The 23,126-nt window shown below is 67.2% G+C and carries 23 protein-coding genes and 1 tRNA gene; 18 read left to right on the top strand and 6 right to left on the bottom strand.

The window, feature by feature from the left end:
• Positions 1 to 12: 12 nt before the first annotated feature.
• The gene (gene pap, locus AC1Q6E_RS09380; RefSeq protein WP_492572611.1) at positions 13 to 1,479 is read left to right on the top strand and encodes a polyphosphate:AMP phosphotransferase; all 1,467 of its coding nucleotides are present in this window, start codon (positions 13 to 15) and stop codon (positions 1,477 to 1,479) included.
• On the top strand, positions 1,469 to 2,710 hold the full coding sequence (locus AC1Q6E_RS09375; RefSeq protein ID WP_492572610.1) for an MFS transporter: 1,242 nt from the start codon (positions 1,469 to 1,471) through the stop codon (positions 2,708 to 2,710). Before pap ends, AC1Q6E_RS09375 begins: the two co-directional genes overlap by 11 nt.
• On the opposite strand, the gene AC1Q6E_RS09370 is transcribed toward AC1Q6E_RS09375, so the two are convergent.
• Positions 2,691 to 4,130: a M20/M25/M40 family metallo-hydrolase gene (locus tag AC1Q6E_RS09370; protein WP_492572609.1), complete on the bottom strand. Its 1,440-nt coding sequence runs from the start codon at positions 4,128 to 4,130 to the stop codon at positions 2,691 to 2,693. The genes AC1Q6E_RS09375 and AC1Q6E_RS09370 overlap by 20 nt on opposite strands.
• Positions 4,131 to 4,377: 247 nt before the next feature.
• Here AC1Q6E_RS09370 and AC1Q6E_RS09365 point away from each other — a divergent pair, with 247 nt between their 5' ends.
• Together AC1Q6E_RS09365 and AC1Q6E_RS09360 are read left to right on the top strand one after the other, a co-directional pair.
• The gene (locus AC1Q6E_RS09365) at positions 4,378 to 4,572 is read left to right on the top strand and encodes a DUF1328 domain-containing protein (protein ID WP_152798563.1); all 195 of its coding nucleotides are present in this window, start codon (positions 4,378 to 4,380) and stop codon (positions 4,570 to 4,572) included.
• A gap of 53 nt (positions 4,573 to 4,625) precedes the next feature.
• On the top strand, positions 4,626 to 6,620 hold the full coding sequence (locus AC1Q6E_RS09360; protein ID WP_492572608.1) for a hybrid sensor histidine kinase/response regulator: 1,995 nt from the start codon (positions 4,626 to 4,628) through the stop codon (positions 6,618 to 6,620).
• A gap of 20 nt (positions 6,621 to 6,640) precedes the next feature.
• Here the strand turns inward: AC1Q6E_RS09360 and AC1Q6E_RS09355 are convergent, their stop codons facing one another.
• Positions 6,641 to 6,868, bottom strand: coding sequence for a hypothetical protein (locus AC1Q6E_RS09355; RefSeq protein ID WP_152798568.1), 228 nt, complete (start codon positions 6,866 to 6,868; stop codon positions 6,641 to 6,643).
• 58 nt (positions 6,869 to 6,926) lie between these two features.
• On the bottom strand, positions 6,927 to 9,224 hold the full coding sequence (locus AC1Q6E_RS09350) for a mechanosensitive ion channel domain-containing protein (RefSeq protein WP_152798569.1): 2,298 nt from the start codon (positions 9,222 to 9,224) through the stop codon (positions 6,927 to 6,929).
• A gap of 153 nt (positions 9,225 to 9,377) precedes the next feature.
• On the opposite strand from AC1Q6E_RS09350, the gene AC1Q6E_RS09345 reads away from it, so the two are divergent.
• Positions 9,378 to 9,453, top strand: a tRNA-Lys gene (locus tag AC1Q6E_RS09345).
• Between the two features lie 199 nt (positions 9,454 to 9,652).
• On the top strand, positions 9,653 to 10,564 hold the full coding sequence (locus AC1Q6E_RS09340) for a bifunctional GNAT family N-acetyltransferase/nucleoside diphosphate kinase regulator (RefSeq protein ID WP_492572607.1): 912 nt from the start codon (positions 9,653 to 9,655) through the stop codon (positions 10,562 to 10,564).
• 36 nt (positions 10,565 to 10,600) lie between these two features.
• Here the strand turns inward: AC1Q6E_RS09340 and AC1Q6E_RS09335 are convergent, their stop codons facing one another.
• The gene (locus AC1Q6E_RS09335) at positions 10,601 to 11,308 is read right to left on the bottom strand and encodes a TerC family protein (protein WP_152798573.1); all 708 of its coding nucleotides are present in this window, start codon (positions 11,306 to 11,308) and stop codon (positions 10,601 to 10,603) included.
• 271 nt (positions 11,309 to 11,579) lie between these two features.
• Between AC1Q6E_RS09335 and AC1Q6E_RS09330 the strand changes: the two genes are divergently transcribed.
• Complete coding sequence (locus AC1Q6E_RS09330) at positions 11,580 to 12,686, top strand: acyltransferase family protein (protein ID WP_492572606.1); 1,107 nt, start codon at positions 11,580 to 11,582, stop codon at positions 12,684 to 12,686.
• Between the two features lie 19 nt (positions 12,687 to 12,705).
• On the opposite strand, the gene AC1Q6E_RS09325 is transcribed toward AC1Q6E_RS09330, so the two are convergent.
• Positions 12,706 to 13,434 (bottom strand): GntR family transcriptional regulator, encoded by a 729-nt coding sequence (locus AC1Q6E_RS09325; RefSeq protein WP_152798577.1) that lies wholly within the window; start codon positions 13,432 to 13,434, stop codon positions 12,706 to 12,708.
• A 225-nt stretch (positions 13,435 to 13,659) separates the two neighbouring features.
• On the opposite strand from AC1Q6E_RS09325, the gene AC1Q6E_RS09320 reads away from it, so the two are divergent.
• The 11 genes from AC1Q6E_RS09320 to AC1Q6E_RS09270 all read left to right on the top strand — a co-directional run bounded on the left by AC1Q6E_RS09320 (position 13,660) and on the right by AC1Q6E_RS09270 (position 22,440).
• Entirely contained in the window at positions 13,660 to 14,544 is an 885-nt protein-coding gene (locus tag AC1Q6E_RS09320) for a gallate dioxygenase (RefSeq protein WP_152798579.1), read from the top strand.
• Positions 14,545 to 14,554: 10 nt separating this feature from the next.
• Positions 14,555 to 14,914: a protocatechuate 3,4-dioxygenase gene (locus tag AC1Q6E_RS09315; RefSeq protein ID WP_152798581.1), complete on the top strand. Its 360-nt coding sequence runs from the start codon at positions 14,555 to 14,557 to the stop codon at positions 14,912 to 14,914.
• A 153-nt stretch (positions 14,915 to 15,067) separates the two neighbouring features.
• Positions 15,068 to 16,249, top strand: coding sequence for an ABC transporter substrate-binding protein (locus AC1Q6E_RS09310; protein WP_296556734.1), 1,182 nt, complete (start codon positions 15,068 to 15,070; stop codon positions 16,247 to 16,249).
• A 68-nt stretch (positions 16,250 to 16,317) separates the two neighbouring features.
• Positions 16,318 to 17,187 carry a branched-chain amino acid ABC transporter permease gene (locus AC1Q6E_RS09305; protein WP_152798585.1) on the top strand — a complete coding sequence of 290 codons (870 nt, stop codon included), beginning with the start codon at positions 16,318 to 16,320 and terminating at the stop codon, positions 17,185 to 17,187.
• Between the two features lie 2 nt (positions 17,188 to 17,189).
• Positions 17,190 to 18,176 (top strand): branched-chain amino acid ABC transporter permease, encoded by a 987-nt coding sequence (locus AC1Q6E_RS09300; protein WP_152798587.1) that lies wholly within the window; start codon positions 17,190 to 17,192, stop codon positions 18,174 to 18,176.
• Positions 18,173 to 18,931: an ABC transporter ATP-binding protein gene (locus tag AC1Q6E_RS09295; RefSeq protein ID WP_492572605.1), complete on the top strand. Its 759-nt coding sequence runs from the start codon at positions 18,173 to 18,175 to the stop codon at positions 18,929 to 18,931. Before AC1Q6E_RS09300 ends, AC1Q6E_RS09295 begins: the two co-directional genes overlap by 4 nt.
• Entirely contained in the window at positions 18,924 to 19,637 is a 714-nt protein-coding gene (locus AC1Q6E_RS09290; protein WP_296556736.1) for an ABC transporter ATP-binding protein, read from the top strand. Before AC1Q6E_RS09295 ends, AC1Q6E_RS09290 begins: the two co-directional genes overlap by 8 nt.
• A gap of 5 nt (positions 19,638 to 19,642) precedes the next feature.
• A complete protein-coding gene (locus tag AC1Q6E_RS09285) occupies positions 19,643 to 20,368 on the top strand; it encodes an alpha/beta fold hydrolase (protein WP_492572637.1) in 726 nt (241 codons plus the stop codon).
• Positions 20,369 to 20,432: 64 nt separating this feature from the next.
• Complete coding sequence (fdhA, locus tag AC1Q6E_RS09280) at positions 20,433 to 21,635, top strand: formaldehyde dehydrogenase, glutathione-independent (RefSeq protein ID WP_492572604.1); 1,203 nt, start codon at positions 20,433 to 20,435, stop codon at positions 21,633 to 21,635.
• Positions 21,636 to 21,786: 151 nt separating this feature from the next.
• The gene (locus tag AC1Q6E_RS09275; RefSeq protein ID WP_492572603.1) at positions 21,787 to 21,990 is read left to right on the top strand and encodes an endonuclease toxin domain-containing protein; all 204 of its coding nucleotides are present in this window, start codon (positions 21,787 to 21,789) and stop codon (positions 21,988 to 21,990) included.
• 18 nt (positions 21,991 to 22,008) lie between these two features.
• Positions 22,009 to 22,440 carry a hypothetical protein gene (locus tag AC1Q6E_RS09270; protein ID WP_492572602.1) on the top strand — a complete coding sequence of 144 codons (432 nt, stop codon included), beginning with the start codon at positions 22,009 to 22,011 and terminating at the stop codon, positions 22,438 to 22,440.
• 162 nt (positions 22,441 to 22,602) lie between these two features.
• On the opposite strand, the gene AC1Q6E_RS09265 is transcribed toward AC1Q6E_RS09270, so the two are convergent.
• Complete coding sequence (locus tag AC1Q6E_RS09265) at positions 22,603 to 22,953, bottom strand: hypothetical protein (protein ID WP_492572601.1); 351 nt, start codon at positions 22,951 to 22,953, stop codon at positions 22,603 to 22,605.
• Positions 22,954 to 23,126: the final 173 nt, after the last annotated feature.

The following is a 23,126-nucleotide window of genomic DNA, read 5'->3' as shown; positions in this document are numbered from 1 at the left end:
AGGGAGCTTTTCGTGTTCGAACGAGCCGAGCGGGACCCGTCCATGGACGAGAAGGAGTATGAGCGGCGCGAACTCGTGCTCAGGACGGAACTGCTCCAGCAGCAGTACGAACTCCTGAAACAGCGCGACCGCGCCGTGCTGATCGTGGTGGCGGGGGTCGACGGCGCGGGCAAGGGATCCGCGATCAACCTGCTCAACGAGTGGATGGACCCGCGCCACATCCGGACCCTGGCCTTCGGTGCTCCCAGCGTGGACGAGGCCCAGCGGCCCGCCATGTGGCGTTATTGGAATGCGCTGCCCGCGCTGGGGCAGACCGGCATCGTCTTCGGCTCCTGGTATGCGCCTCTCTTCAAGGAAGCGGCGCGCAAGAAGCCGGACATGGACCGCATCGAGGCGATGGCGGCCGAGATCCTGCGCTTCGAGGCCATGCTGGCCAGCGAGCGGGTGCGGATGCTCAAGCTCTGGTATCACTTGTCGCGGGGGGCGCAGATCGCCCGTATCGACGCGCAACTGGCGGATCCCGCGACGGCCTGGCGGGTGTCCGAGGCCGACTTGAAGGTCCGCAAGAAATTCGATCGCCTGCGCGCGGCGGGCGAGATCGTGCTGGGTGCCACGGACGCCACCTATACGCCGTGGCGGGTGGTGCCGGGTGCGGACGACCGGCTGCGCGCCGTCGAGACGGCTTCGGCCGTCTTGCAGGCGATGCGCGAACCGCTGCCGCGTGCGCCGCGCCGGCCGCCGTTGCAGGTCGTGCGCCATGGCGGCCGGTCCAAGGCGGTACTGGAGCCCATGCCTGGCGGCGGCAAGCTGGACGAGGTCGACTATGAACGGCAACTGGCCGGCTGGCAGGCCCGTTTGTCGGAGCAGGTCCGCGCCAAGCGCTTCCGCAAGCGCTCGCTGGTGCTGGTGTTCGAGGGGGTGGACGCCGCCGGCAAGGGCGGCGCGATCCGGCGCGTCTCGCACGCGCTGGACGTGCGGGACTTCGGCATCGTGCCGATCTCCGCGCCCAGCGACGACGAACTGGCCCATCCCTATCTGTGGCGGTTCTGGCGGCACCTGCCGCTGCATGGCAGGGTATGCATTTTCGACCGCTCCTGGTATGGCCGGGTGCTGGTCGAGCGGGTCGAGTCGCTGATCCCGCCCGCCACCTGGCGGCGCGCCTACGACGAGATCAACGACTTCGAGGACCAGTTGCGCCGTGGCGGGGCGGTGGTGCTGAAGTTCTGGCTGTCGGTCTCGCGCGAGGAACAACTGCGCCGCTTCAAGGAGCGCCGCGATTCCCCCTTCAAGAGTTTCAAGCTCACGCCGGACGACTGGCGCAACCGGCGCAAGTGGGACGACTACATGTCGGCCGCGCGCGAGATGATCGCGCGCACGGACTCCGCGCACGCGCCCTGGGTCGTCGTCGCCGATGACGACAAGCGCACTGCCCGGATCAAGGTCCTGGAGCACATCGTGCGGGCCATGGATGACGCCTAGCCCGCGCCAGCCTTCCACGGCGTGGGTACTGGCCGTCACGCTCGCGATCCAGTCGCTGGCCTCGGCCGCCACCATCGCGCCGGCCGTGGTCGCCCCGGTGGCCACGCGCGAACTCGGCCTGCCTTCCAGCGCCATCGGTTTCTACATGGCCCTGGTCTACCTGGGCGCGATGTTCACCAGCGTGATCGGCGGCACCCTGGTCAATCGGCTGGGGGCGGTGCGCTGCAGCCAGGCGGCGCTGCTGTTGTGCGGCCTGGGCATGGGGCTCCTGTGCAGCGGCGGTCCCGTGCTGGCGGGCTTGGGGGCGCTGGTCATCGGTGCCGGGTATGGTCCCATCACGCCCTCCAGTTCGTATCTGCTGATGCGCAGCACGCCTGCCCATCGCATGTCCCTGGTGTTCTCGGTCAAGCAGACCGGCGTGCCGCTGGGCGGGGTGCTGGCCGCGCTGGCCAGTCCGCAGATCGAGCACGTGTTGGGCTGGCGCTGGGCGCTGGGGGGGTGCGCGGTGGCCTGCCTGCTGTGCATGTTGGTCGCGCAAAGCGTGCGGCGCAGCCTGGACGTGCCGGGCGAGCCCGCCGCCCCGTGGCGCTGGCAGGACCTGGCGCGGCCGGTCGGACTGGTCTGGCGCACGCCCGCGCTGCGCCTCATGGCGGTGTGCTCGCTGTTGTTCTCGTTCATCCAGTTGGCGATCACGGCCTACCTGGTGACCTACCTGAACCTGTCGCTGGGATGGACGCTGATCGCGGCGGGCGTCATCCTGTCCTTGTCGCAGGTCGCGGGCGTGGCCGGTCGGATCCTGTGGGGCATCGCGGCCGATCGCTGGGCGCCGCCGCGCAAGGTCCTGGGCGGATTGGCCCTGACGATGGCGGCAAGCTGCGTCGCCACCGCCTTCCTGCAGCCTTCCACGCCGTGGATGCTGGTGGCCGCCGTCGCGGTGTTGTTCGGCGCCTCGGCGATCGGCTGGAACGGCGTGTTCCTGGCCGAGGTCGCCCGGCGCGCGCCGGCGGGGCAGGCCGGCGTGGCCACGGGCGGGACACTGCTGTTCACCTATTTCGGGGTACTCGTGGGCCAGCCCTTGTTCAGCTACGTGGCGTCGCTGACGGGCCGGGCCGGCCAGCCGGGTTATGCCTGGGCATACGGGCTGCTGGTGATTCCCGCGCTGTTCTGCGCCACCTGGCTGCTGCGCGCGCGGGACCCGGTACGGGCAGGCCCTAGCGAACCTGCGCGATGACGTGGGCCACGGCCGCGGTCAGCTTCTTCACGTAGGGAATGTGCAGGAACTCGTTGGGCCCGTGGGCGTTGGACCGGGGGCCCAGCACGCCGGTGATCAGGAACTGGGCCTCGGGGAATTTCTCGCCCAGCATGCCCATGAAGGGAATGGTGCCGCCTTCGCCTATCCACGCCGTGCCTTGCCCGAACGCCGACTGCGACGCCGCGCCCAGCGCGCGGGCGAGCCAGGGGGCGGTCGGCGGCGCGTTCCAGCCGCCGGCGCCGCCCTCGCTCTCGAACCTGACCCGGGCCTGATAGGGCGGATCCTTTTCCAGCGCCGCTTTCATCGCATGCGTGGCCCGTTCGGCGTCCACCGTGGGCGGCAGGCGCATGCTGAGCTTGAGCGAGGTCTTGGGGCGCAGCACGTTGCCGGCGGCGTCGATGGACGGCAGGCCGGCCGCGCCGGTCACGGACAGGGCCGGCCGCCAGGTGCGGTTCAGGATGCCTTCGACCGGGTCGGTGGTGGTGGGCTGGGCGTGGGCATGGCCGTCGGCGCCGTGCGAGCATCCCACCCACGGAAATTGTTTCCACACCTGGTCGCCCAGGATGGCGCCCGCCGTGTGGGCCTGGGCCAGGCGTTCGTCCGGGATGCCGGCATGGAGCTCCGGCAACAGCACGCGCCCGGTGGCCGGATCGTCGATCCGGTTGAGCAACTGGCGCGCGATCCGGAACGAGGACGGCACCAGGCCGCTGGCCATGCCCGAATGGACGCCTTCGTCCAGGATTTCCACCGTCAGCACGCCGCCGGTCAGCCCGCGCAGCGAGGTGGTCACCCACAATTGCTCGTAGTTGCCGCAGCCCGAGTCCAGTCCCACGACCAGCGTAGGCGGCCCGATGCGGGGGGCGAGCAGGTCCAGGTAGGCCGGCAGGTCGTAGCTGCCGCTTTCCTCGCAGGTCTCGATCAGCCCCACGCAGCGGGGGCGGGGGATGTCCTGGGCGTCCATCGCGGCCAGCGCCGCGAGGGCGGCGTAGATGGCGTAGCCGTCGTCCGCGCTGCCGCGTCCGTACAGCTTGCCGTCCTCGATCTTCGGTGTCCACGGGCCCAGGTCCGCGCGCCAGCCGGTCATCTCGGGCTGCTTGTCCAGATGGCCGTAGAACAGCACGGTGCGGTCGCCGCCCAGGCCCTGGGTGGCAGGCGCCTCGAAATACAGGCAGGGGGTGCGGCCCGGGATGGCGACGATCTCGACCTTCAGCCCGGTGACCGGCTGAGCGCGCGCCCACTTCGCCGCCGCGTCCACGACCGCGGCCAGATGACCGTGCTTGGCCCAGCTGGCATCGAACATGGGCGACTTGGCGGGGATGCGCACGTAGTCGGCCAAGAGGGGAATCAGTTCGTCGTCATAGCGGCGCGCCAGCACCGCGGCAAGGTCGGACAGGTCCATGAGGGGCTCCCGGGTCAGCCTTCAGTGTAGAACTTGTAGCGGAGGACGGCAGCCGGTCGCCTGCTTGCAAGATTTACATGTAATTCTTACCTTGGGCTGAGACAGGGGCCATGCAAATCTTATAAGGACGGGCTCGCGTCCTCTCTGCGCCGGCGGTTTTCCGGCCGCGACACCGGGCATGGTACGGAACCTGCACGTCACCCGCGCGGTGCCGTGCAGTTTTCCGGGAAAGCCAAGGAGAAGAATCATGTTGCGCTGGGCTACTATCTTTTTCGTGATTCCCTTGCTGGCCGCCGTTGTGGGAATCAGCGACTTCGCGGCCAGTGCCGCGCACATCGCCATTGCCTTGTTCCTGGTTTCGCTGGGGGCCTTTCTCGCCACCTTCTTCGTCGATCCCCCGGATGGCGGGGAAGAGGACTGCGAGGGGGAATGGTCGCTTTGATTGCGGAGGGCAGGCAAGCCGATGGACACGCAGCTCCTTTCTCGCCGGTGAACATGGTTGCAAGACGCGCCTCGCGGGCGGCCGGGCCGCCCGATTCCTCCTATCGCCGGTTGGCGGAGCACGCGCCCGGCGTGCTCTGGGCAGCCGCGACGACGGGTGAATGGCTGTACGTGAATCCCGCCTGGACCCGGCTGACGGGGCAGTCCGCCGACGCGGCCCTGGGGTGGGGCTGGCTGGACCGTGTGCCGGCCGACCAGCGTGACCGGGTCGGGGCGGCCGTCGCCCAGGGGGCCGCCGAGGGCGTTTCTTTCGACATGGTCCATGGGCTGATCGCCGCCGATGGCCGGCAACTGGACGCGCATACGCGGGCCCATCCCAGCCTGGAGGCCAATCGGCAGTTCGTGGGCTTCAGCGGTACCTGCCTGCCTTTGCGCGAGGCCGCCGCGGCCAGCCTGGCGGCCGACGACGGCATCGACGGGCGGCAATTGCTGGACCTGCTTCCCCAGGCTTGCGTGGCCTACGATGCGTCGTTGCGCTATCTGTACGCGAATCGGGCGGCCGGCGAGCTGTTCGGCATCGAACCGGCCGTCTTTCCCGGCAAGACCGCTCGGGAGCTGGGCGTGGCGCCCTATATCGCGTCGGCGCATGAACAGGCCGTGGCCGACGCGCTGGCCACGGGCACGCCGCAGGTTTTCGACTACCGCATCGACACCGGATCTTCCACGCACCACTTCCGCGTCCGTGTCGTGGCCGACCGCGACGGCCGGCGCGCGGTGGCGTCGACCACCGACGCCACCGCCTGGGTGCGCGGCCAAGTGGAGCTCGATACGTTGCTGTTGCGCGAACAGGCAGCCCGGACGCAGGCGGAGACGGCCGTCGGAATACGCGACCAGTTCCTGTCCATGGTTTCCCACGAATTGCGCTCTCCGCTCAACGGTATCCAGAGCTGGGCGCATGTGCTGGAGAGCCGGGTGGATGCCGGCGTGCCCACGGTCGCGCGGGCCCTGGCGGGCATCCGCACGGGCGTGCAGCAGCAGGTCAGGCTGATCGACGAACTGCTCGATGCCACGCATGCGATGACGGGGCGCCTCCGGTTGTCGATGACGCTGGAGGCGCTGGCGCCCATCGTCGAGCGCGCGATCGCCGGCGCCGCTCCCAAGGCGGCCGGGCGCAACGTGCGGCTGCGGGCCGAGTTGCCGCCCGGCGAGATCCTGGTATGGGGCAGCGCCGAACGCATCGAGCAGATGGTGGGGCATCTGTTGACCAACGCCATCAAGTTCAGCCGGGAGGACGGCCAGGTCTCGGTGCGGGTCGAGGCGGTACAGACCGACGCGCGGATCGCTGTCGGGGATACCGGCAAGGGTATCGCGGCCGACGTCATGCCCTATCTGTTCGATCCTTTCCGCCAGTTCGATGCCTTTCGCGCCCGCCGTCCGGACGGCCTGGGACTGGGGTTGACGCTGGTGCGCCACCTGGCCGAACTGCAGGGCGGCAGGGTGGCCGCCCAGAGCGCGGGCGAGGGGCAGGGGGCGGTCTTCTCGATCTATCTGCCGCTGGCCGGCGAAGGCGGAGCACCCGCGCCTCCCGAACGGCGCGAGGCGGACGGGACGCCCGCCGGCACCCTGGGCGACGTGCGCATCCTGCTGGTCGAAGAGCATGCCGAGGCCCGCGGCGCGCTGGCCGAATCCCTGCGGCAGTCGGGGGGCGCCGTGGTCGCGTGCGACTCCGGCGCGTCGGCCCTGGAGCACCTGCGCCGGACGGAGCCGGGCCAACTCCCCCATGTCATCGTCAGCGACATGACGCTACCCGGCATGGATGGCAGCGACACGCTTGCCCGTATCCGCGAACTCGAACGCGCCGCGCCGGACCGTTTTCCCGTGCCGACTCCCGCGGTCGCGCTGACCTCGGCCAGCCGGTGCGAGGACCGTATCGGCGCGCTGGCGGCCGGCTTCCAGGTCTACCTGGCCAAGCCGGTGGAGTTTCCGCAACTGGTGGGATTGATACAGAGCCTGGCGCGACGCTGCGGCCCCGCTTCGTCACCGGGGTAGTCCGGGCCGCGCGCGGCCCGCTATTTCCTGGGGTGGCTGGGCTTGAGCTTCCAGTCCTTGTCGTCCTTGCCGGTGCTGATTGCCTTGTCCGCGTGGGCGGCGGCCCCGGGCGAGATCGGATCGCTTGCCGGGAAGGTGTCCTCCAGCGAGTCGTCCAGCAGTTCCTGGTAGGTCGGCAGTCCTTCGCCGGACTGCGTGGCCTTGTCCTTCGGATCCTTCCCGGGACGGTGCTTGGGTCCTGTCTTCATGCCATGCTCCCGCAAGTTGTCGCGTGCCTGGTTCAGCGGCAAGAGTCGTGCCCGGGCCTCAGGCCCCCGCGGCACCGTCCGCCGCCGGTCGCGGTGCCGCGGTCCGTGGCTCGTCGCCGTCCAGACGGCGGACGAAACTGGCCTGCGGATTCGCGAACTGTATTCCCAATTGCCTGAAACGGCGATAGATGCGCTGGTTGAAACCGCGCTGCACGGCAGTCCTGCCGCGATCCAGCGTCCGGATCTGTCCCGCCAGCGTGACCGAGGCGCCGTCCACCTGGTCCACGCCCCACAAGTCCAGGTCCGCCAGCATCAGCGGCCCCAGGTTGGGATCGTTGCGCATTTCCTCGCCCACGTTGCGGATCGCGGCGATGACCTCGTCCAGGTCCGAATCGGCGCTCACGCTGACCCGGACGGACGCGTTGCCGATGCCGCGGTTGCTGTTCGAGACGGTCCCCACCGCGCTGAACGGGACCACGTGCAGGGATCCGTCTCCCGCGCGCAGCCTGACCGTCCGTATGGACAGGTACTCGACCGTGCCGGACACGCCCGCCAGCGTCACCGAGTCGCCCACCTGCATCGCGTTCTCCATCAGCAGGAAGATGCCGGTGATGAAATCCTGCACGAGTTTCTGCGAGCCGAAACCGATGGCCACGCCGATGATGCTGGCGCCGGCCAGCAGCGGCGCGATGTTGATGCCCAGTTCATTGAGCGCGGTGAACAGCACGATCAGCGCGATCACGATGAACAGCGTCGTGCGCAGGATGGGGACCAGCGTGCGCAGCCGCGTGGCGCGGGCGAGGTCGCCGGCCCGGGTCCAGCGTTCCATGCGCCGGTTGATCGACAGATTGGCGGCTTCCCAGGCGGCCAGCGCCAGGATGCAGGACACCGCGATGGTGGCGGTGGCCGAGACCAGCCTGCGGCCCACCGTGCCGGTCTCGAACCAGTCCAGCGCATGCACGCCCCAGACCTCCAGCAGCGCGATGGCGGTGGCGGCGAAGACCAGGATCATCACCACGCGCTGCGCCAGCGTCTGGTAGGGCCGCCGGCCCGGCTGGCCGTCGCCGGCGGCGGGAGTGTCGCTGTAGAAGGCCCGGTCCAGCGCTCCCAGCAGGATCATGCTGAGCACGGTGGCCGCCAGCATGACCAGCGCCGTGCGCCAGACGTAGTGCAGCAGTTGCGACAGCCCGCTGGCCGTGCCCAGCGCCCACACCACCCAGAGCCCGGCGATGACCACGATGGCGGTGGGCGCCCAGACATTGGCCAGCACCGCCCGCAGTCCTTCGCGTTCCTGCCCGCGTATCCAGTGCGAGACCTGGCGCCGCCGCTGGACCACCATGACGATCAGCATCGTGTGCACCGCCAGGCCGACCAGCTTGGACAGCGCATTGCGCGCGTCGTCGCCGGCCCCCAGCAGATAGGCGATCTCGGTCGCGGCCACGCCGAAGGCGCCGACCGCCACCACGCGCCGCAGCCACGTATCCAGGTAGCGCGCCGATTCGTCGCCCAGCCGGGACAGGCGCAGGCAGGCGGCGGACGGCGAGGTCAACAGCCGCAGCGCGGTCATCGTCAGGCGCATGGCGAGATAGGCGCCGATCAGCGGCAGGATGAACGGATAGAAGCCGGCGGTCGGGGCGCCGAACAGCGTCATCAATACCGTCGCCACGGCCAGGAAGCCCGCCAGGGGCACCAGGGACAGGACGGCGCGGACCAGCGCGGCGGGCAGCCGGCGCACGATGCGCAAATGCTGGTCGGGCTCGGCGGGCGTTTCCGTGTCGGGGTCCGGCGCGGAGGGCGGGACGGTGTCCGGGGTGTGCCGCCGTTCCGCGTAGGCCAGCAGCCTCGCGCGCGGGCGGCGCAGCAGCAGCCCGATCCCGGCTTCCACACCCAGCGCCGCCGCCAGGATCAGCAGGATCGTGCCCAAGCCCTGGAGGGTGGCCGCGCGGGCTTCCGGCGTACCGAGGTAATACTGCCACCACGCGCCCGCCGAACGCAGCGACAGCAGCGTGGCGCCGGTCAGCCGCAACTCGCCCAGCGCCGAGTCCACCCACTTGCCCGCCTGCGTGAAGGCCTGGGCGATCAATCCGTCTTTTTCCAGCGCGACGGGCACCTCGGGCGCGGCGGGTTCGGCTGTCTGGGGGGGCGCCTGCTGTTCCACCGCCTCGGCGATGACGCCGAGCGTTTGTTCCAGCTCCGCCCGCCGGGCATCGTCGCGCAGCAGGTCCAGGACGTGGCGCGCCTCGGCCGGCGTCACGGCAGGTGCGGGCGCCTCGGCGGCGTTGGCGGGCGGCGGCATCCAGAGGGCCAGGCCTAGCAAGGCGAGGGCGGTCCAGGGGCTTGGGCGTCGTGTCTGCATGGGGGCGGTCGGAAGGGGGGATACAGCGATTCTACCCAGCCGCGTCGTCCTCCTGGCCAGGGAGTTGCAGCGAAAGTTGACCGCGGCGGCGGCGGGGCGAAGATCCTGATTCGCACAAGTCAAAAAAAGTCGATATAATCTTTCTTCTTTGCAGGGCTGTTAGCTCAGTTGGTAGAGCAGCGGACTCTTAATCCGTAGGTCGAGTGTTCGAGCCACTCACAGCCCACCAGAATTCAGTAAGGAAACAATGCCTTAGGCGCTCCGGCGGCCTAGGGCGTTTTTCTTTTTGGCGCGCCCGCGCACGAAATCGACACCTACCGCGTGTCGAGTGCCAGCCGCGGCTCTTGGAATGAGCACTCTGTCGAAAGAACCGTCATGGCCGTGGCCATGAAGGGCTTTCATTTTCGCAACCATACATGGTGAAGACGATGAGCAAGCCTTTCATTTCGCTGTGTCCAGAGATCACTCGGACAGACGCACTCACTCTGATGGACTGGCTGGAAGACGAGCGTGTCATCCGCTATCTGAGCGATTCGCGTCATGTCTCCCGGTTCATCGAACAGGTCGTCGGCCGGGTCCAGTTGCCGATCCTGACCCATCTGTTCAACCAGGGCGGCCGGTTCTTCATGGCCTACGACCGGCATGACGTGCCGGTGGGGTTCGTGCGTCTCGTCAAGACGGGTTCGAACTGCGAGATCGTCCTGGTCATCGGCAACCGCGACAACTGGGGCCGCAAGCTCGGCGCCAGCGCCATCCACGAAGGCATGAAGCTCGCCTTTCTCGAGATGAGGGCCGAGAAGCTCATCGCCAAGGTTCATCCGGACAACGCGCGCTCGCTGAAAGCCTTCCTGCGCTGTGGTTTCCTGCTTGAAAGCGAAACGCCGACGATCAAGTCCTTTTCCATGACGTCCGAGCGCTATCTCCAGCTGCTGCGCGAAAACGCCGTGGGTGATTCCTCCGACATCTACATCACTGAAATCGACAAGGCCCGGCTCGGCAGCCTGATTGCGCTCGAAGAGGGCCCGGCTGTCGTCGACCTCGAGCACGAGATCGAGCGCGCCATCGTCGTCGATCCGCGTCAGGTGGCGCGCAATGTCGTCACGATGAACTCCCGGGCCTTGCTGCATCTGGGCGACCAGGAAGTGGAAGTCTCCCTGGTCTACCCTCAGGACGCCGATGGCAGCGCCGGGAAACTGTCGGTGTGCTCCGACTTCGGCGCGGCGATCCTGGGCTACCAGGAAGGCGATACCATCGACTGGCGGATTTCGGACCGGACCCGCTGTATCAGCATCGAGAAAGTGCTGTACCAACCGGAAGCCGCGGGGGATTTCCACCTGTAGGGCCGTACGCTGGCTGCGGCTGATCGGGACGGCACACTAGCCAATGGAAGGCTGATGCCGCCGGTGCATGGCCAGCCACTTGCCCACGGCGATGACCGACAGGGCGGCGATGATCTCCACCGTCAGTTCGACCACGGGGCCGGGTTCGCCCAGGTGTTCGACGACGAAGGTATCGCTGATCAGCATGCCGCCGGCGATCCATCCCAGCATGCCCGCGCCCAGCATGACGATCGCGGGGAAGCGGTCTATCAGTTTCAATACCAGCGTGCTGCCCCACACGATGATGGGCACGCTGACGCACAGGCCGAAGATCACGTAATACAGCTGATGCCCGAGATGGGCGTTCTCGGCCGCGCCGGCGATGGCGATGATGTTGTCCAGGCTCATGGCGAAGTCGGCGATGATGATGGTCCTGATGGCGGCGAAGACAGACGTGCCGCCGTCGATGTCGCCGTGCCCGTCCTGGTCCTGGGCGAGCAGCTTGATCCCTATCCATATCAACAGGGCACAGCCCACGATCTTCAGGAAAGGCATGCTCAGCAGCGCCAGGGCGAAAGCGATCAGCAGCACGCGGAGCAGGATGGCGCCGGCGGTCCCCCAGAGAATGCCCTTGATTCGTTGGCCGGAAGGCAGGTTGCGGCAGGCGAGGGCGATGACGATGGCATTGTCGCCGCCCAGCAGGATGTCGATCAGGATGATCTGGAAGACGGCGCCCCAATGGAGCGTCTCGACGAATTCGAGCATGGCCCTGGCCTCCTGAAAAGAACGAGGAATGCTGCATCGATGCGCTCGCACCGGATGAGCTGCCACCCATTCTAGGCAGGGGCCGCTGGAAACGTTCTAATAATAGTACTATTGGTGTGGTCACTCCTCGCGGACCGTGTGTGAGGGGCCGCGCCGAAGAGTGTTGTAAAAAGGCCGTTTCCCCAGGCCGGCCGGGCCGTCCGGCGCTAAGATACGCGCCACCCCCGAACAAACGCGTCGCGTCGAACGCCGGTTCGCCACACACCTGGCCATGTCCTCCACTTCTTCCCGCATGCCCCTGATCGATGCGATCAAGGCCGTTGCCTGCCTGTCCATCGTGCTGCATCACCTGGCCTTTTACGGGCCCATGTCGGAGGTCGCCCATCCGCTCATGCCGCGTGTGCTGGATGCGTTGCAGCACTACGGCAGGATGGCCGTCATGGCGTTCTTCGTGGTGTCGGGATTCCTGGCCGCCCGCGCCCTCGCTCCGGCGGGCGTGTCGCGGCTGGAGCAGCCCCTGGCGGTGATCAGGCAGCGCTATGTCAGGCTGGCCGTGCCGTTCCTGGCGGCGCTGGTCGTGGCCATGGGTTGCGCGGCGCTGGCGCGCGCCTGCATGCAGCACGATTCCATCCCGGCCTCGCCCACGGCGCAGCAACTGGCCGCCCACGTGCTGCTGAGCAACGGCCTGCTGCGCCAGGAATCGCTGTCTGCGGGGGTCTGGTACGTGGGCATCGATTTCCAGTTGTTCAGCGTCATGGCGCTGGTGCTGTGGCTATCGCGCTGGATCAGCCTGCGGCGTCCGGCCTGGGGGTGGCTGGGGGCGGGGGCGATAGGCGGCCTGACGGTGGCATCGTTGTTCATCTTCAATCGCAATCCCTATTGGGACGAGACCGCGCTCTACTTTTTCGCCTACTACGGCCTGGGATGCTGCGCCTACTGGCTGACCGGCCGGGCCAGGGGCGGGCTGTGGCTGCTGGCCATGGCGGGGGTGGTGGCCGTGGCGCTGGCGGCGGATTTCCGCGAACGCATCGTGGTGGCGACGGCCATCATGCTGCTGCTGGGAGGGGCCCGCCAGGCGGGCTGGCTGGAGAGCGTATCGGTGCCGGGCTTCGTCAGCCGGCTCGCGCGGATTTCCTATTCGGTGTTCCTGGTGCATTTTCCGCTGTGCCTGGTGGTCAGCGCGCTGGTGTTCCGCCTGTATCCCGAACAGGCCGCGGCCAATATGCTCGGCATGGGGTTGGCGCTGCTCGTCAGCCTGGCCGGAGGCGCTCTCTTTCACCGATGGGTGGAGCGCCGGATGCTCGAGCCCATGGTGCGGCGCGCCGTCATGGCGCTCTTCGCCGTGGGCGGCGTGCTGGCGGTCTACGCGCACGCCTGAGGCGCCGCCGCCCGTCGCCCTACATCAATCTCGGACCCTGGCGGCCGCGCCGCCCTTCGGCGGCCGAGGTCAGCCCGGCTTCTTTTTCGAAGTCCGCCCCCTGGCTCTGGACCTGGGTATAGGCATGCTCGCGGAACAGGTTCTCGGCCCGGTCGGGCTGCCCGCTTTCTATGGCCGTGACGATGGCGTGATGCTGCCGGTGGGCGTAGAACAGGAAGTTGAACATCATGTCCCGGCTCTGTGTATCGAACGCCAGCGTGAGCGGGTCGGTGAACGGCACGATGTTGCAGCGGCTGACCAGGCTGGCCAGCAAGGGCATGTCGGCGCCTTCCAGGATCAGCGTATGGAAGCGCGCATTCATTTCCGCGTACCGGATCTCGTCGTCGTCCGACAGCCTGCGGTCGGTGAAGATGCGGTCGCCCTGGGCCAGGCAGTCCTTGAGTTCGGCCAGCAGCTCGGCGCTGGCGCCGTTGGTGGCCAGCGCGCGCGCCGCCAGCCCCTCCAGCGCGGCGCGCACGTGCAGGGCCTCCGTGCTTTCGCGGGCGGAAAAGGCGCGGACCGCGAAGCCGCGCGCGCCGGAAGGTACCAGCAGGCCTTCCTGGGCGAGCGCGGGCAGGGCCTGGCGCACGGGCGTGCGCGACGTGCCCAGCCGTTCGGCCAGATCGGCTTCCCGTACCCGTTCACCCGGCGCGAGTTCGCCCCGGAGGATCATTTCACGAATATGCAGCATGGTCGTGGTCTGCTGCATGCCTGCTCCCTGAGTGATGATGTGCCTGCCTCGCGGCTGGCGAGGTGGGTGCAAGTATAAGACCCATTTGGGATCCCGTATTGGATCCAAAACGGGCGACTAACCCCGAAAAAACCCTTTATTGCTTTATTTCGGGATCCCATATAATCTCCGCTACGCATAAAAAGGGTCGGTGGCGCACGGCGATGCGGCCGCGCCGGCTTCATTCCAGACGGAGTACGCACCATGGCAAGAATCATCGGCGGCATCGGCAGCTCGCACGTGCCGACCATAGGCGTCGCCTATGACAAGGGCAAGCAGAACGATCCGGCCTGGGCGCCGCTGTTCGACGGCTACAAGCCGGTCGCTGCCTGGCTGGCTGAAAAGCAGGCCGACGTGCTGGTGTTCTTCTACAACGACCATTGCACGACCTTCTTCTTCGACATGTATCCCACGTTCGCGCTGGGGGTGGGCGAACGTTTCCCCATCGCCGACGAGGGCGCGGGCCTGCGCAACCTGCCCGCCATCCGCGGCAACGTCGATTTCCAGGCCCACATCGCCGAGTCCCTGGTGAACGACGAGTTCGATCTCACCGTTTTCCAGGACAAGCCCATCGACCACGGTTGCGCGTCGCCGCTGCCGCTGCTCTGGCCGCACCAGCCCGACTGGCCGGGCACCGTGGTGCCCGTCGCGATCAACGTGCTGCAATATCCGCTGCCCACGGCGCGCCGCTGCTATCGCCTGGGCCAGGCCGTGCGCCGCGCGGTGGAGTCCTATCCCGAGGACCTGAAAGTGGTGGTGGTCGGCACCGGGGGCCTGTCGCACCAGGTCCATGGCGAGCGCACCGGCTTCAACAATACCGAGTGGGACATGGAATTCCTGCGCCTGCTGGAAGAAGATCCCGAGGCGCTGACGCGGATGAAGCATGCCGACTACGTGCGCCTGGGCGGCGCCGAGAGCGTGGAGCAGATCATGTGGCTGGCCATGCGCGGCGCGCTGGGCACCGGCCCGCTGCGCAAGCTGCACCAGAACTACTACCTGGCGACCACCACCGCGATGACCGTGGTGCTGTACGAAGAAGGCGAGCCCGTCGCCCGGCAGGCCGGCCAGGCCGCCACGGCCGTGGCCTGAGGAGCACGCGATGAATCCGCAACTGGAAGGCATCGAGCAGATTCCCGGCACCTACGCGTTCGACCTGCGCGTCAGCAACCGTACGCTGAAGATCAACCGCTTCTTCTGGAACATGATAGGCGCCGACTGGCGCGAGCGCTTCGTCGCCGACGAGGAAGGCACGATGGATGCCGCCGGGCTGACGGAAGAGGAAAAAGCCCTGGTGCGGGCGCGCGACTGGCTCGGCTTGATACAGCACGGTGTCAACTTCTTCGTGCTCGAGAAGTTCGGCCGGGTCGTCAAGAAGACCAACCTCGAGATCTACGCCATCATGCGGGGCGAGTCCTTCGAGGAATTCATGAAGACGAGGCTGGTCCCCGACGCTAGGTAAAGCACCCCCAGGGGAAGCCCCCCGTACGCGCTTCGCGCGCCCCCCAGGGGGCGGCACTGACGGACCGGCGGAGCCGGATCCGCTGTGCCCTGGCTATACCCATTACATCGCAACACCACCGACAAAGGGCGCAGCGCGCCAAGGAGAGAGACTATGCGAATCGCGAAACGCGTGGCGGGGCTGCTGTGCGCGGCCGCGGCCGTGGCGGCGGCGGGAACGGCCGCCGCGGCGGAAATCAAGGTCGGCCTGTTGAGCCAGTTCTCGGGCGCCTACACCTGGTGGGGCCGGGAGTACCAGCGCGGCGTCGACCTGTACCTGGCCCAGCGTGGCGGCAAGTTCGGCGAGCACACCATCACGGTGCTGTCGCGCGACGAGGCCGGCTCCAACCCCCAGCGCGCGAGGCAACTGTCGCAGGAGCTGGTGGTGCGCGACAAAGTGCAGTACCTGATCGGCGGCGTCTTCACGCCCACGGTGCTGGGCGCCGCCGATGTCATCAACCAGACCAAGACGCCCTACGTCATCCTGAACTCGGGCACGTCCAGCGTGACCGACAAGTCGCAGTACTACGTGCGGGCCGGGTTCACGCAGTGGACGGTCAGCATCCCGCTGGTGCAGTGGGCCTATGACCAGGGCATGAAGAATGCCGTGGTCCTGGCGGCGGACTATGCGCCGGGCCACGACGCGCTGGAAGCCTTCGGCCAGACCTTCACCAAGCTGGGCGGCAAGATCGTCGGCGAGATCAAGGTGCCCATGGGCACCACCGATTTCTCCAGCTACCTGCAACGCGTGCGCGACCTCAAGCCGCAGGCCGTGTTCATGTTCATGCCCGTGGGCCCCATGTCGGCCGGCATGATCCGCAGCTTCAAGGAGCGCGAGCTGGACAAGGCCGGCATCACGCTGCTGGTGACCAACGAGGCGCAGGAAGAGGACATCGCGCCCATCGGCGACGCCGCGCTGGGCCTGACCTCGGCGCTGCACTATTCGCCTTACCTGGATACGCCCCTGAACAAGGAGTTCGTGACCGCCTACAAGGCCAAGTACGGCAAGGATGAGCTGCCCAGCGTCGCATCGGTGGCGGCCTACGATGGCATGCGGCTGATCGAGCAGATGGTGCGCGCCACCAACGGCGTGAAGGACGGCGACAAGGCCATGGCCGCCATCAAGGGCTACAAGTGGGACAGCCCGCGCGGCCCGGTCAGCATCGACCCGCGTACCCGCGAGATCGTCCAGAACGTCTACATGCGCAAGGTCGAGAAGATCGACGGCAAGCTCGGCAACAAGGTGTTCCACACCTATCCGGCCGTGAAAGATCCCTGGCACGAGATCAACAAGTAACAGACTCCCCGCGCGGACGCGGCCCTGGCGCCGTGTCCGCCCCCTCCCTTCCTCGCGCCGGATGACGCATGACTTCGACGCTCGCCACTTTCCTCAGTCTTGCCGTGGACGGTATCGCCTACGGCATGATGCTGTTTCTCATCTCGGTCGGCCTGACCATCACGCTGGGCGTGATGCGCGTGGTCAACCTGACTCACTCGGCCTTCGCCATGATCGGGGGCTATATCGCGCTCTGGTTCATCCAGCGCGCGGGCGTGCATTTCTTCCTGGCGGTGCCGCTGGCGGTCGTGGTCACCATGGCCATCGGCGCGGTACTGGAACGCACGCTGTACCGCTGGGTCTACGGCACCCACGGACTGGGCCAGTTGCTGATGACCATCGGCCTGACCTTCATCATCACGGCCATCGTCAAGAACCTGGCCGGCACGCAGTTGCAGTCCCTGCCGCTGCCTTCCTCGCTGCAGGGCAATTTCAGCGTGGGGCCGCTCACGCTGTCGGTCTACCGGGCCTTCCTGATCGGCGCCAGCGCGGCCGTCGCGCTCGCGCTGTGGCTGGGCATCGAGCGCACGGCCTTCGGCGCGCGCCTGCGCGCCGCGGTCGACAACCAGCGCATGGCGCGCTGCGTGGGCATCAACGTGCCGGCGGTGTTCTCGGCCACCTTCGCCATCGGCTGTGGGCTGGCGGCGCTGGGCGGCGCGCTGGGCAGCCCCATGCTGCCGCTGGAGCCCTACTATGGCCTGAAGTACCTGGTCATCGTGCTGATTGTGGTGGCCGTGGGCGGCCTGGGCAGCCTGCGCGGATCGCTGTACGCGGCCCTGCTGCTGGGCCTGATCGACACGCTGGGCCGCTACTACCTGCCCGCCCTGGGCGCTTTCGTGATCTACCTGGCCGTGCTGGCGATCCTGCTGGTGCGTCCCCGTGGCCTCGTGGCGAACTGATCATGACGACTCCTTCCCTGAACTCATCCGTCGCGCGCGCGTTCTCGCGCCACCGCTACAACCTGCTGGACCTGGTGCTGCTGGGCGCGGCGGTCGCGACTTTCTTCCTGGCCGACCTGTACCTGGCCCTGGCCACCGCCGTGCTGATCATGATCGTGTTCGCGCTGTCGCTGGACATCGCGCAGGGCTATGGCGGGATCGAGACCCTGGGCCACGCGGCCTTCTTCGGCACCGGCGCCTATGCCGCGGGCCTGTACGCCATGCACGTGTCGCCCGAGCCGATCTCGGGCCTGTTCGTGGGCATGGCGGCGGCCGCCGTGGTCGGGTTGCTGTCCGGCCTGGCCGTGCTGCGCACCGCGGGCCTGACCCAGATCATGCTGACCCTGGTCTGCGCGACACTGCTGCTGGAGCTGGCCAACGTGGCCAAGCCGCTCACCATGGGCGATGACGGCCTGACCGGCTACTCGGTGGCCCCGGTGCTGGGCCTGTTCCAGTTCGACATCGAAGGCCGCACCGCCTACTGGTACGCCTTGGCCGTGCTGGTGCTGGTCTATGCCTTCTGCAAGTTCCTGGTCAGCTCGCCGCTGGGCCTGACGGCGCAGGGTGTGCGGGAGAACCCCACGCGCATGGCGCTGCTGGGAGTGCCCGTGCGCCGGCGCCTCTTGACGCTGTACGCCATCTCGGCCGCGCTGGGCGGGGCGGCGGGCGCGCTGTCGGCCCAGGTCAACAACATCGTCGGGCTCGACAGCCTGGGTTTCACCATGTCCGCCAACGTGCTGGTCATGCTGGCGCTGGGCGGCACGGGCCGGCTGTACGGCGCCTTCCTGGGGGCCATCGTCTTCATGCTGCTGGCAGACCGCGCGGCGGCGCTGGACCCGACCAACTGGCTGGCGGCACTGGGCGTGCTGCTGATCGTCGTCGTGCGCTTCGCGCCCACCGGATTGTCGGGTTGCCTGGCGCGGTGGACGAGCAGGGAGGGCACGCAATGAGCGCCCCTCCGCTGCAACTCGTGGGCCTGTGCAAGCAGTACGGCGCGCTGAGCGTGACCCGCGACGTGAACCTCACGCTGGAGGCGGGCGCGCGGCATGCGCTGATCGGCCCCAACGGCGCGGGCAAGAGCACGCTGGTGCACCAGATCACCGGCGTGATCCGGCCCAATGCCGGCAAGGTCCTGCTGGAAGGGCGGGACGTCACCGACATGCCGGCCGAAAAGCGCGTCAAGCTGGGGCTGGCGCGCACCTTTCAGATCAATTCGCTGTTCAACCACCTGACCGTGGGCGAGAACATCGGCCTGGCGCTGTCGGCGCATCGCGGCCTGGACGGCCGCATCGGGCCACCGTTGACGGCGCGTCCGGTGTTCGTCGAGGAAGCGGTGGAGTGCCTGCGCGAGCTGGGGTTGCTCGACCTCGCGGGCAGGCGGGTGAGCGAACTGGCCTATGGCCAGCGCCGCCAGATCGAGATCGCGCTGGCCCTGGCGCTCAAGCCGCGGGTGCTGCTGCTGGACGAACCGGTGGCCGGCGTGCCGTCGACCGAAGGCAAGCGCCTGTTCGAACTGCTGGAGCGCCTGCCGCGGGACGTGGCCGTGCTGGTGATCGAGCACGACATGAGCCTGGTGTTCCGCTTCGCGCGGCGCATCACCGTGCTGGTCGAGGGAGCGGTGCTGCTCGAGGGCGGCGTGGACGAGGTCCGGACGGATCCGCGCGTGCGCGACGTCTACCTGGGCAAGCGGGGGCATCATGACTGAGCGAGTGCTGGAACTGCGCGACCTGAGCGCCGGTTATGGCGAGACCGTGGTGCTGGAGGACGTGTCGCTGCACGTGGACGCCGGCGAGGCGCTGGCGCTGCTGGGCCGCAACGGCGTGGGCAAGACCACGCTGCTGACCACCCTGCTGGGCCTGAACACCGTGCACCGCGGCAGCGTGCGCTACGTGGGCCAGGACATCGCCGCCTGGCCGGCGCACGTGCGCGCGCGCAAGGGCCTGGGGCTGGTGCCGCAGGAGCGGGAGATATTCCCGTCGCTGACCGTGCAGGAGAATCTGACCGTGGCCGCCACGGCGGGGACCTGGACCCTGGAGCGGGTGTACGAATTGTTTCCCCGGCTGGCGCAGCGGCGGCGCAACCTGGGCTATCAGTTGTCGGGCGGCGAACAGCAGATGCTGGCGATCGGCCGCGCGTTGATCGGCAACCCCAAAGTGTTGCTGCTGGACGAACCGTTCGAAGGACTGGCGCCGGTGATCGTCGATGCCCTGGTCGATGCCTTCGGCAAGTTGCGCGAAGGCGGGGCGCTGTCCATCGTCCTGGTCGAGCAGCATGCGGAACTGGCGCTGGACCTGACCGAGCGCGCCGTGGTGCTGGACCGGGGGCGCATCGTCTGGCAGGGCGCGAGCCCGGATCTGCGCGGTGATCCGGAGCGGTTGGCGTCGTTGATAGGTTTGGAGGAAGTGCAATGAGCAGTCTGTCGAATCCGCCCCTGGTGCTGCTGCCGGGCCTGCTGTGCGATGCCACCGTCTGGGAGGACCAGCGCGCGCGCTTCGGTGCGCAACGCGAGTGCCAGGTGCCGGACTACGGCACGCTGGATACGCTCACGGCCATGGCCGAGCATGTGCTGCAACATGCGCCGGCCGACCGCTTCAACCTGGCTGGCCACTCCATGGGTGGCCGCGTCGCCCTGGAGGTCACGCGCCTCGCGCCCGAGCGCGTGCTGCGCCTGGCGCTGATGGACACCGGCTACCAGGGCCTGGCCAAGGGCGTGGCGGGCGAATCCGAGCGCGCCGGTCGGCTGGCGCTGCTCAAGACCGCGCGCGAACAGGGCATGCGCGAGATGGGGCGGGTCTGGGCGCGCGGCATGGTGCATCCCGACCGGCTGGACGGGCCGGTGTTCGAGGCCGTGCTCGACATGATCGAGCGCCGCACCCCCGAAGTGTTCGAGGCGCAGATCCATGCCCTGTTGAACCGGCCCGACGCCTCGGACCAACTGGCCGGTATCGCCTGCCCGACGCTGGTGCTGTGCGGCCGGCAGGACACCTGGAGCCCCTTGTCGCGCCACGAGACCCTGGCCGCCGGCATCCCGGGCGCGACGCTGGTCGCCATCGAGGATGCCGGCCACATGACCACCATGGAGCAACCCGGCGCGGTCAACGATGCCCTGGCGCAATGGCTGCGGGCGGAGGTTGGCCACTGATTTCGCAACCCTTCGCGCGGGGCCGCGCGGCTCGCGGCGCGAAGTCATCACTGAGGAGACTCACATGTCGTCCAATCGCGGTGTCGTCTACGTAGGTCCCGGCAAGGTCGAGGTGCAAGGCATCGCCTTCCCCGAACGGGTGAGTCCGGCCGGCAAGTCCATCGAGCATGGCGTCATCCTCAAGGTGCTTTCCACCAACATCTGCGGTTCGGACCAGCACATGGTGCGCGGCCGGACCACCGCGCCGGCGGGGCTGGTGCTGGGCCACGAGATCACCGGCGAGGTGCTCGAGGCCGGGCGCGACGTCGAGACCCTGAAGAAGGGGGACATCGTCTCGGTGCCGTTCAACGTGGCGTGCGGCCGCTGCCAGCTGTGCAAGGAACAGCAGACCGGCGTCTGCCTGAACGTGAATCCCTCGCGCGCCGGCGGCGCGTACGGCTACGTGGACATGGGCGGATGGATAGGCGGGCAGGCCGAGTACGTCATGGTGCCGTACGCCGACTTCAACCTGCTGAAATTCCCCGACCGCGACCAGGCCCTGGCCAAGATCCGCGACCTGACCTGCCTGTCGGACATCCTGCCCACCGGCTATCACGGGGCGGTCACGGCGGGCGTGGGGCCGGGCAGCACGGTATACGTGGCCGGCGCCGGACCGGTGGGCCTGGCGGCCGCCGCCTCGGCCCGCCTGCTGGGCGCGGCGGTGGTCATCGTGGGCGACGTGAACCCCGCGCGGCTGGTGCATGCGCGCAAGGTGGGCTTCGAAACCGTGGACCTCTCGAAGGATGCCTCGCTGGGTGACCAGATCGCCCAGATCCTGGGCGTGCCCGAAGTGGACAGCGCGGTCGACGCGGTGGGCTTCGAGGCCCGCGGCCATGGACACGAAGGCGCTCGCCACGAGGCGCCGGCCACCGTGCTCAACTCGCTGATGGAAGTCACGCGCGCCGCTGGCAAGATCGGCATTCCCGGCCTGTACGTGACGGACGATCCCGGCGGCGTGGACAAGGCCGCCCAGCATGGCTCGCTCAGCATCCGCCTGGGCCTGGGCTGGGCCAAGTCGCACAGCTTCTTCACGGGCCAGACGCCGGTGATGAAGTACAACCGCGCCCTGATGCAGGCCATCCTGTGGGACCGCATCAAGATCGCCGAGATCGTGGGCGTGGAGGTCATCACGCTGGACGAGGCGCCCAAGGGGTATGCCGAGTTCGATGCCGGCGCGCCCAAGAAATTCGTCATCGATCCGCACGGGCAGTTGCCGAAGGCGGCTTGATTGAGTTTGGCGCGGGGAGACCCGCGCCGGATATTCTTGGCGAAGATCTGCGCAGCTTGATGATGAGGTCTGGAATTCCGTATTTAGGGTGGCGGAGGTGAGTAAGCCTCCAACCCAATCAGCGCGAAGTTCGACTATCCGAGGAACAGCGATGGTAGCGATCGTCACGGGTAGCAGACTTTCAGGGGTGGACATGGGCCGGTTTTCTCGTATTCGGCAGCAAGACATTACGGGGCGTGCGCTCGACCTTGCGATCCCCCACAGCGACTCGGCGGCGCCGCTGACTATCATCAATCAAACAGTGAGGTATGGAGTCTCACGCGGCATCACTGTGAACGTCACACCTTTTCCCTAGTCGAGACGAGCTTGATCAATGAAAGCTGCAACAATCTACGAGCGAAAAGACAAGCTGTATGTTCACAGCTCATCAAAAACGACTGCCGGGGTTTGGGTTATTACTGCCCCGATTCTGGCCGTTGATAAGAAAAATCCTGAAGAAGTTGGTCGTGCGCTTAGGGAGTGTCTGGCGGCCTCTCGCGAGGGCGTTTCGCACCCGAAGTCGTTCACAAGCTTGTTCAATCCAGTGCTTGATCTTGCGGGTGTCAAGTCGCTCAGTACGTTCGTAAAGTCGGCCAAATGCATAGAAGTCGAGACGCGTGACGATATGGCTGTAACGTTGATCCCGACACGAAACGAGGGCGTCGATGAAGGGTTCGCCCCGTTGCCCAACAAGACGGAAACCACCCCTGGCTCAGATGAGGCTTTGGGTTCTTTAGTGGGTACGGTGCTCGCAATGGCGGAATGATGAGCGCGAATTTTAGGCAGGAAGGTAATCCCCCCATTTTTAGCGTTTGCTAGAAGCAGGACCCTGCTGCCTTGGCCAGCCGCTACTTTGAGGCAAGTCAGCAACGCCCCACCTGTTATACAGAGCTATCACGGGGCTGAGGCAACCATCAAACATATAAACCTATCTGACCACACCTTCATCTTCAACGAGAAACAGGCTCTGCAAATCTCCGCTCAGCTTCTGGTCTTGATCGTAAAGAAGGATGAAGCCCGCTTGTCCTTCCTCAAGGGTGTTCACTCCGTCGATTACTCCCAGCACGTTCGATGTGGTATCGACGCTCACTTGGCGAATGACTTCAAAGAACACGGACCGTTGCTCATCGGACAACGAAGCAAAGAGAGCAAGGGCTCGTTTCCAATACTGATCGGAAGCCGCATCCGGTGAAGTTTGTGAGAACAGCGTACGATAGATTGCCATATTCTCATCAACGACTTCCCGCATCAGCCCAGCGGCCAAATCCTTTGGTGTCATGCTATTTTCCTCTCGTGAAGGACTACGAATAATGGGTCTTGTTCATGTTGACTAGTGCCTGAAATCTAGCATTAGGGATGTCAGGATAAACTCGTCGAAGCTCCACAATGTCCCGCCCGACCACCTGCCTCGGTGTGGTCAGTCCGAATACCCTTCGAGAAATAATTCCGCTC

The organism is Pigmentiphaga sp. MLSB6-MA01, from assembly GCF_058793475.1.
Note: the sequence above shows the minus strand (reverse complement) of the source record. Positions and strands in the feature narration are given on the sequence as shown.

Bases quoted from the DNA above. Each gene is read 5' to 3' on its own strand.
- AC1Q6E_RS09305 (WP_152798585.1), top strand. From the start codon at position 16,318: ATGACTTCGACGCTCGCCACTTTCCTCAGTCTTGCCGTGGACGGTATC.
- AC1Q6E_RS09375 (WP_492572610.1), top strand. From the start codon at position 1,469: ATGACGCCTAGCCCGCGCCAGCCTTCCACGGCGTGGGTACTGGCCGTC.
- AC1Q6E_RS09360 (WP_492572608.1), top strand. From the start codon at position 4,626: ATGGTTGCAAGACGCGCCTCGCGGGCGGCCGGGCCGCCCGATTCCTCC.
- AC1Q6E_RS09330 (WP_492572606.1), top strand. From the start codon at position 11,580: ATGTCCTCCACTTCTTCCCGCATGCCCCTGATCGATGCGATCAAGGCC.
- AC1Q6E_RS09270 (WP_492572602.1), top strand. From the start codon at position 22,009: ATGAAAGCTGCAACAATCTACGAGCGAAAAGACAAGCTGTATGTTCAC.
- AC1Q6E_RS09370 (WP_492572609.1), bottom strand. From the start codon at position 4,130: ATGGACCTGTCCGACCTTGCCGCGGTGCTGGCGCGCCGCTATGACGAC.
- AC1Q6E_RS09310 (WP_296556734.1), top strand. From the start codon at position 15,068: ATGCGAATCGCGAAACGCGTGGCGGGGCTGCTGTGCGCGGCCGCGGCC.
- fdhA (WP_492572604.1), top strand. From the start codon at position 20,433: ATGTCGTCCAATCGCGGTGTCGTCTACGTAGGTCCCGGCAAGGTCGAG.
- AC1Q6E_RS09265 (WP_492572601.1), bottom strand. From the start codon at position 22,953: ATGACACCAAAGGATTTGGCCGCTGGGCTGATGCGGGAAGTCGTTGAT.
- AC1Q6E_RS09320 (WP_152798579.1), top strand. From the start codon at position 13,660: ATGGCAAGAATCATCGGCGGCATCGGCAGCTCGCACGTGCCGACCATA.
- AC1Q6E_RS09335 (WP_152798573.1), bottom strand. From the start codon at position 11,308: ATGCTCGAATTCGTCGAGACGCTCCATTGGGGCGCCGTCTTCCAGATC.
- AC1Q6E_RS09340 (WP_492572607.1), top strand. From the start codon at position 9,653: ATGAGCAAGCCTTTCATTTCGCTGTGTCCAGAGATCACTCGGACAGAC.
- AC1Q6E_RS09325 (WP_152798577.1), bottom strand. From the start codon at position 13,434: ATGCAGCAGACCACGACCATGCTGCATATTCGTGAAATGATCCTCCGG.
- AC1Q6E_RS09315 (WP_152798581.1), top strand. From the start codon at position 14,555: ATGAATCCGCAACTGGAAGGCATCGAGCAGATTCCCGGCACCTACGCG.
- AC1Q6E_RS09290 (WP_296556736.1), top strand. From the start codon at position 18,924: ATGACTGAGCGAGTGCTGGAACTGCGCGACCTGAGCGCCGGTTATGGC.
- AC1Q6E_RS09350 (WP_152798569.1), bottom strand. From the start codon at position 9,224: ATGCAGACACGACGCCCAAGCCCCTGGACCGCCCTCGCCTTGCTAGGC.
- AC1Q6E_RS09295 (WP_492572605.1), top strand. From the start codon at position 18,173: ATGAGCGCCCCTCCGCTGCAACTCGTGGGCCTGTGCAAGCAGTACGGC.
- AC1Q6E_RS09300 (WP_152798587.1), top strand. From the start codon at position 17,190: ATGACGACTCCTTCCCTGAACTCATCCGTCGCGCGCGCGTTCTCGCGC.
- AC1Q6E_RS09275 (WP_492572603.1), top strand. From the start codon at position 21,787: ATGGTAGCGATCGTCACGGGTAGCAGACTTTCAGGGGTGGACATGGGC.
- AC1Q6E_RS09365 (WP_152798563.1), top strand. From the start codon at position 4,378: ATGTTGCGCTGGGCTACTATCTTTTTCGTGATTCCCTTGCTGGCCGCC.
- AC1Q6E_RS09355 (WP_152798568.1), bottom strand. From the start codon at position 6,868: ATGAAGACAGGACCCAAGCACCGTCCCGGGAAGGATCCGAAGGACAAG.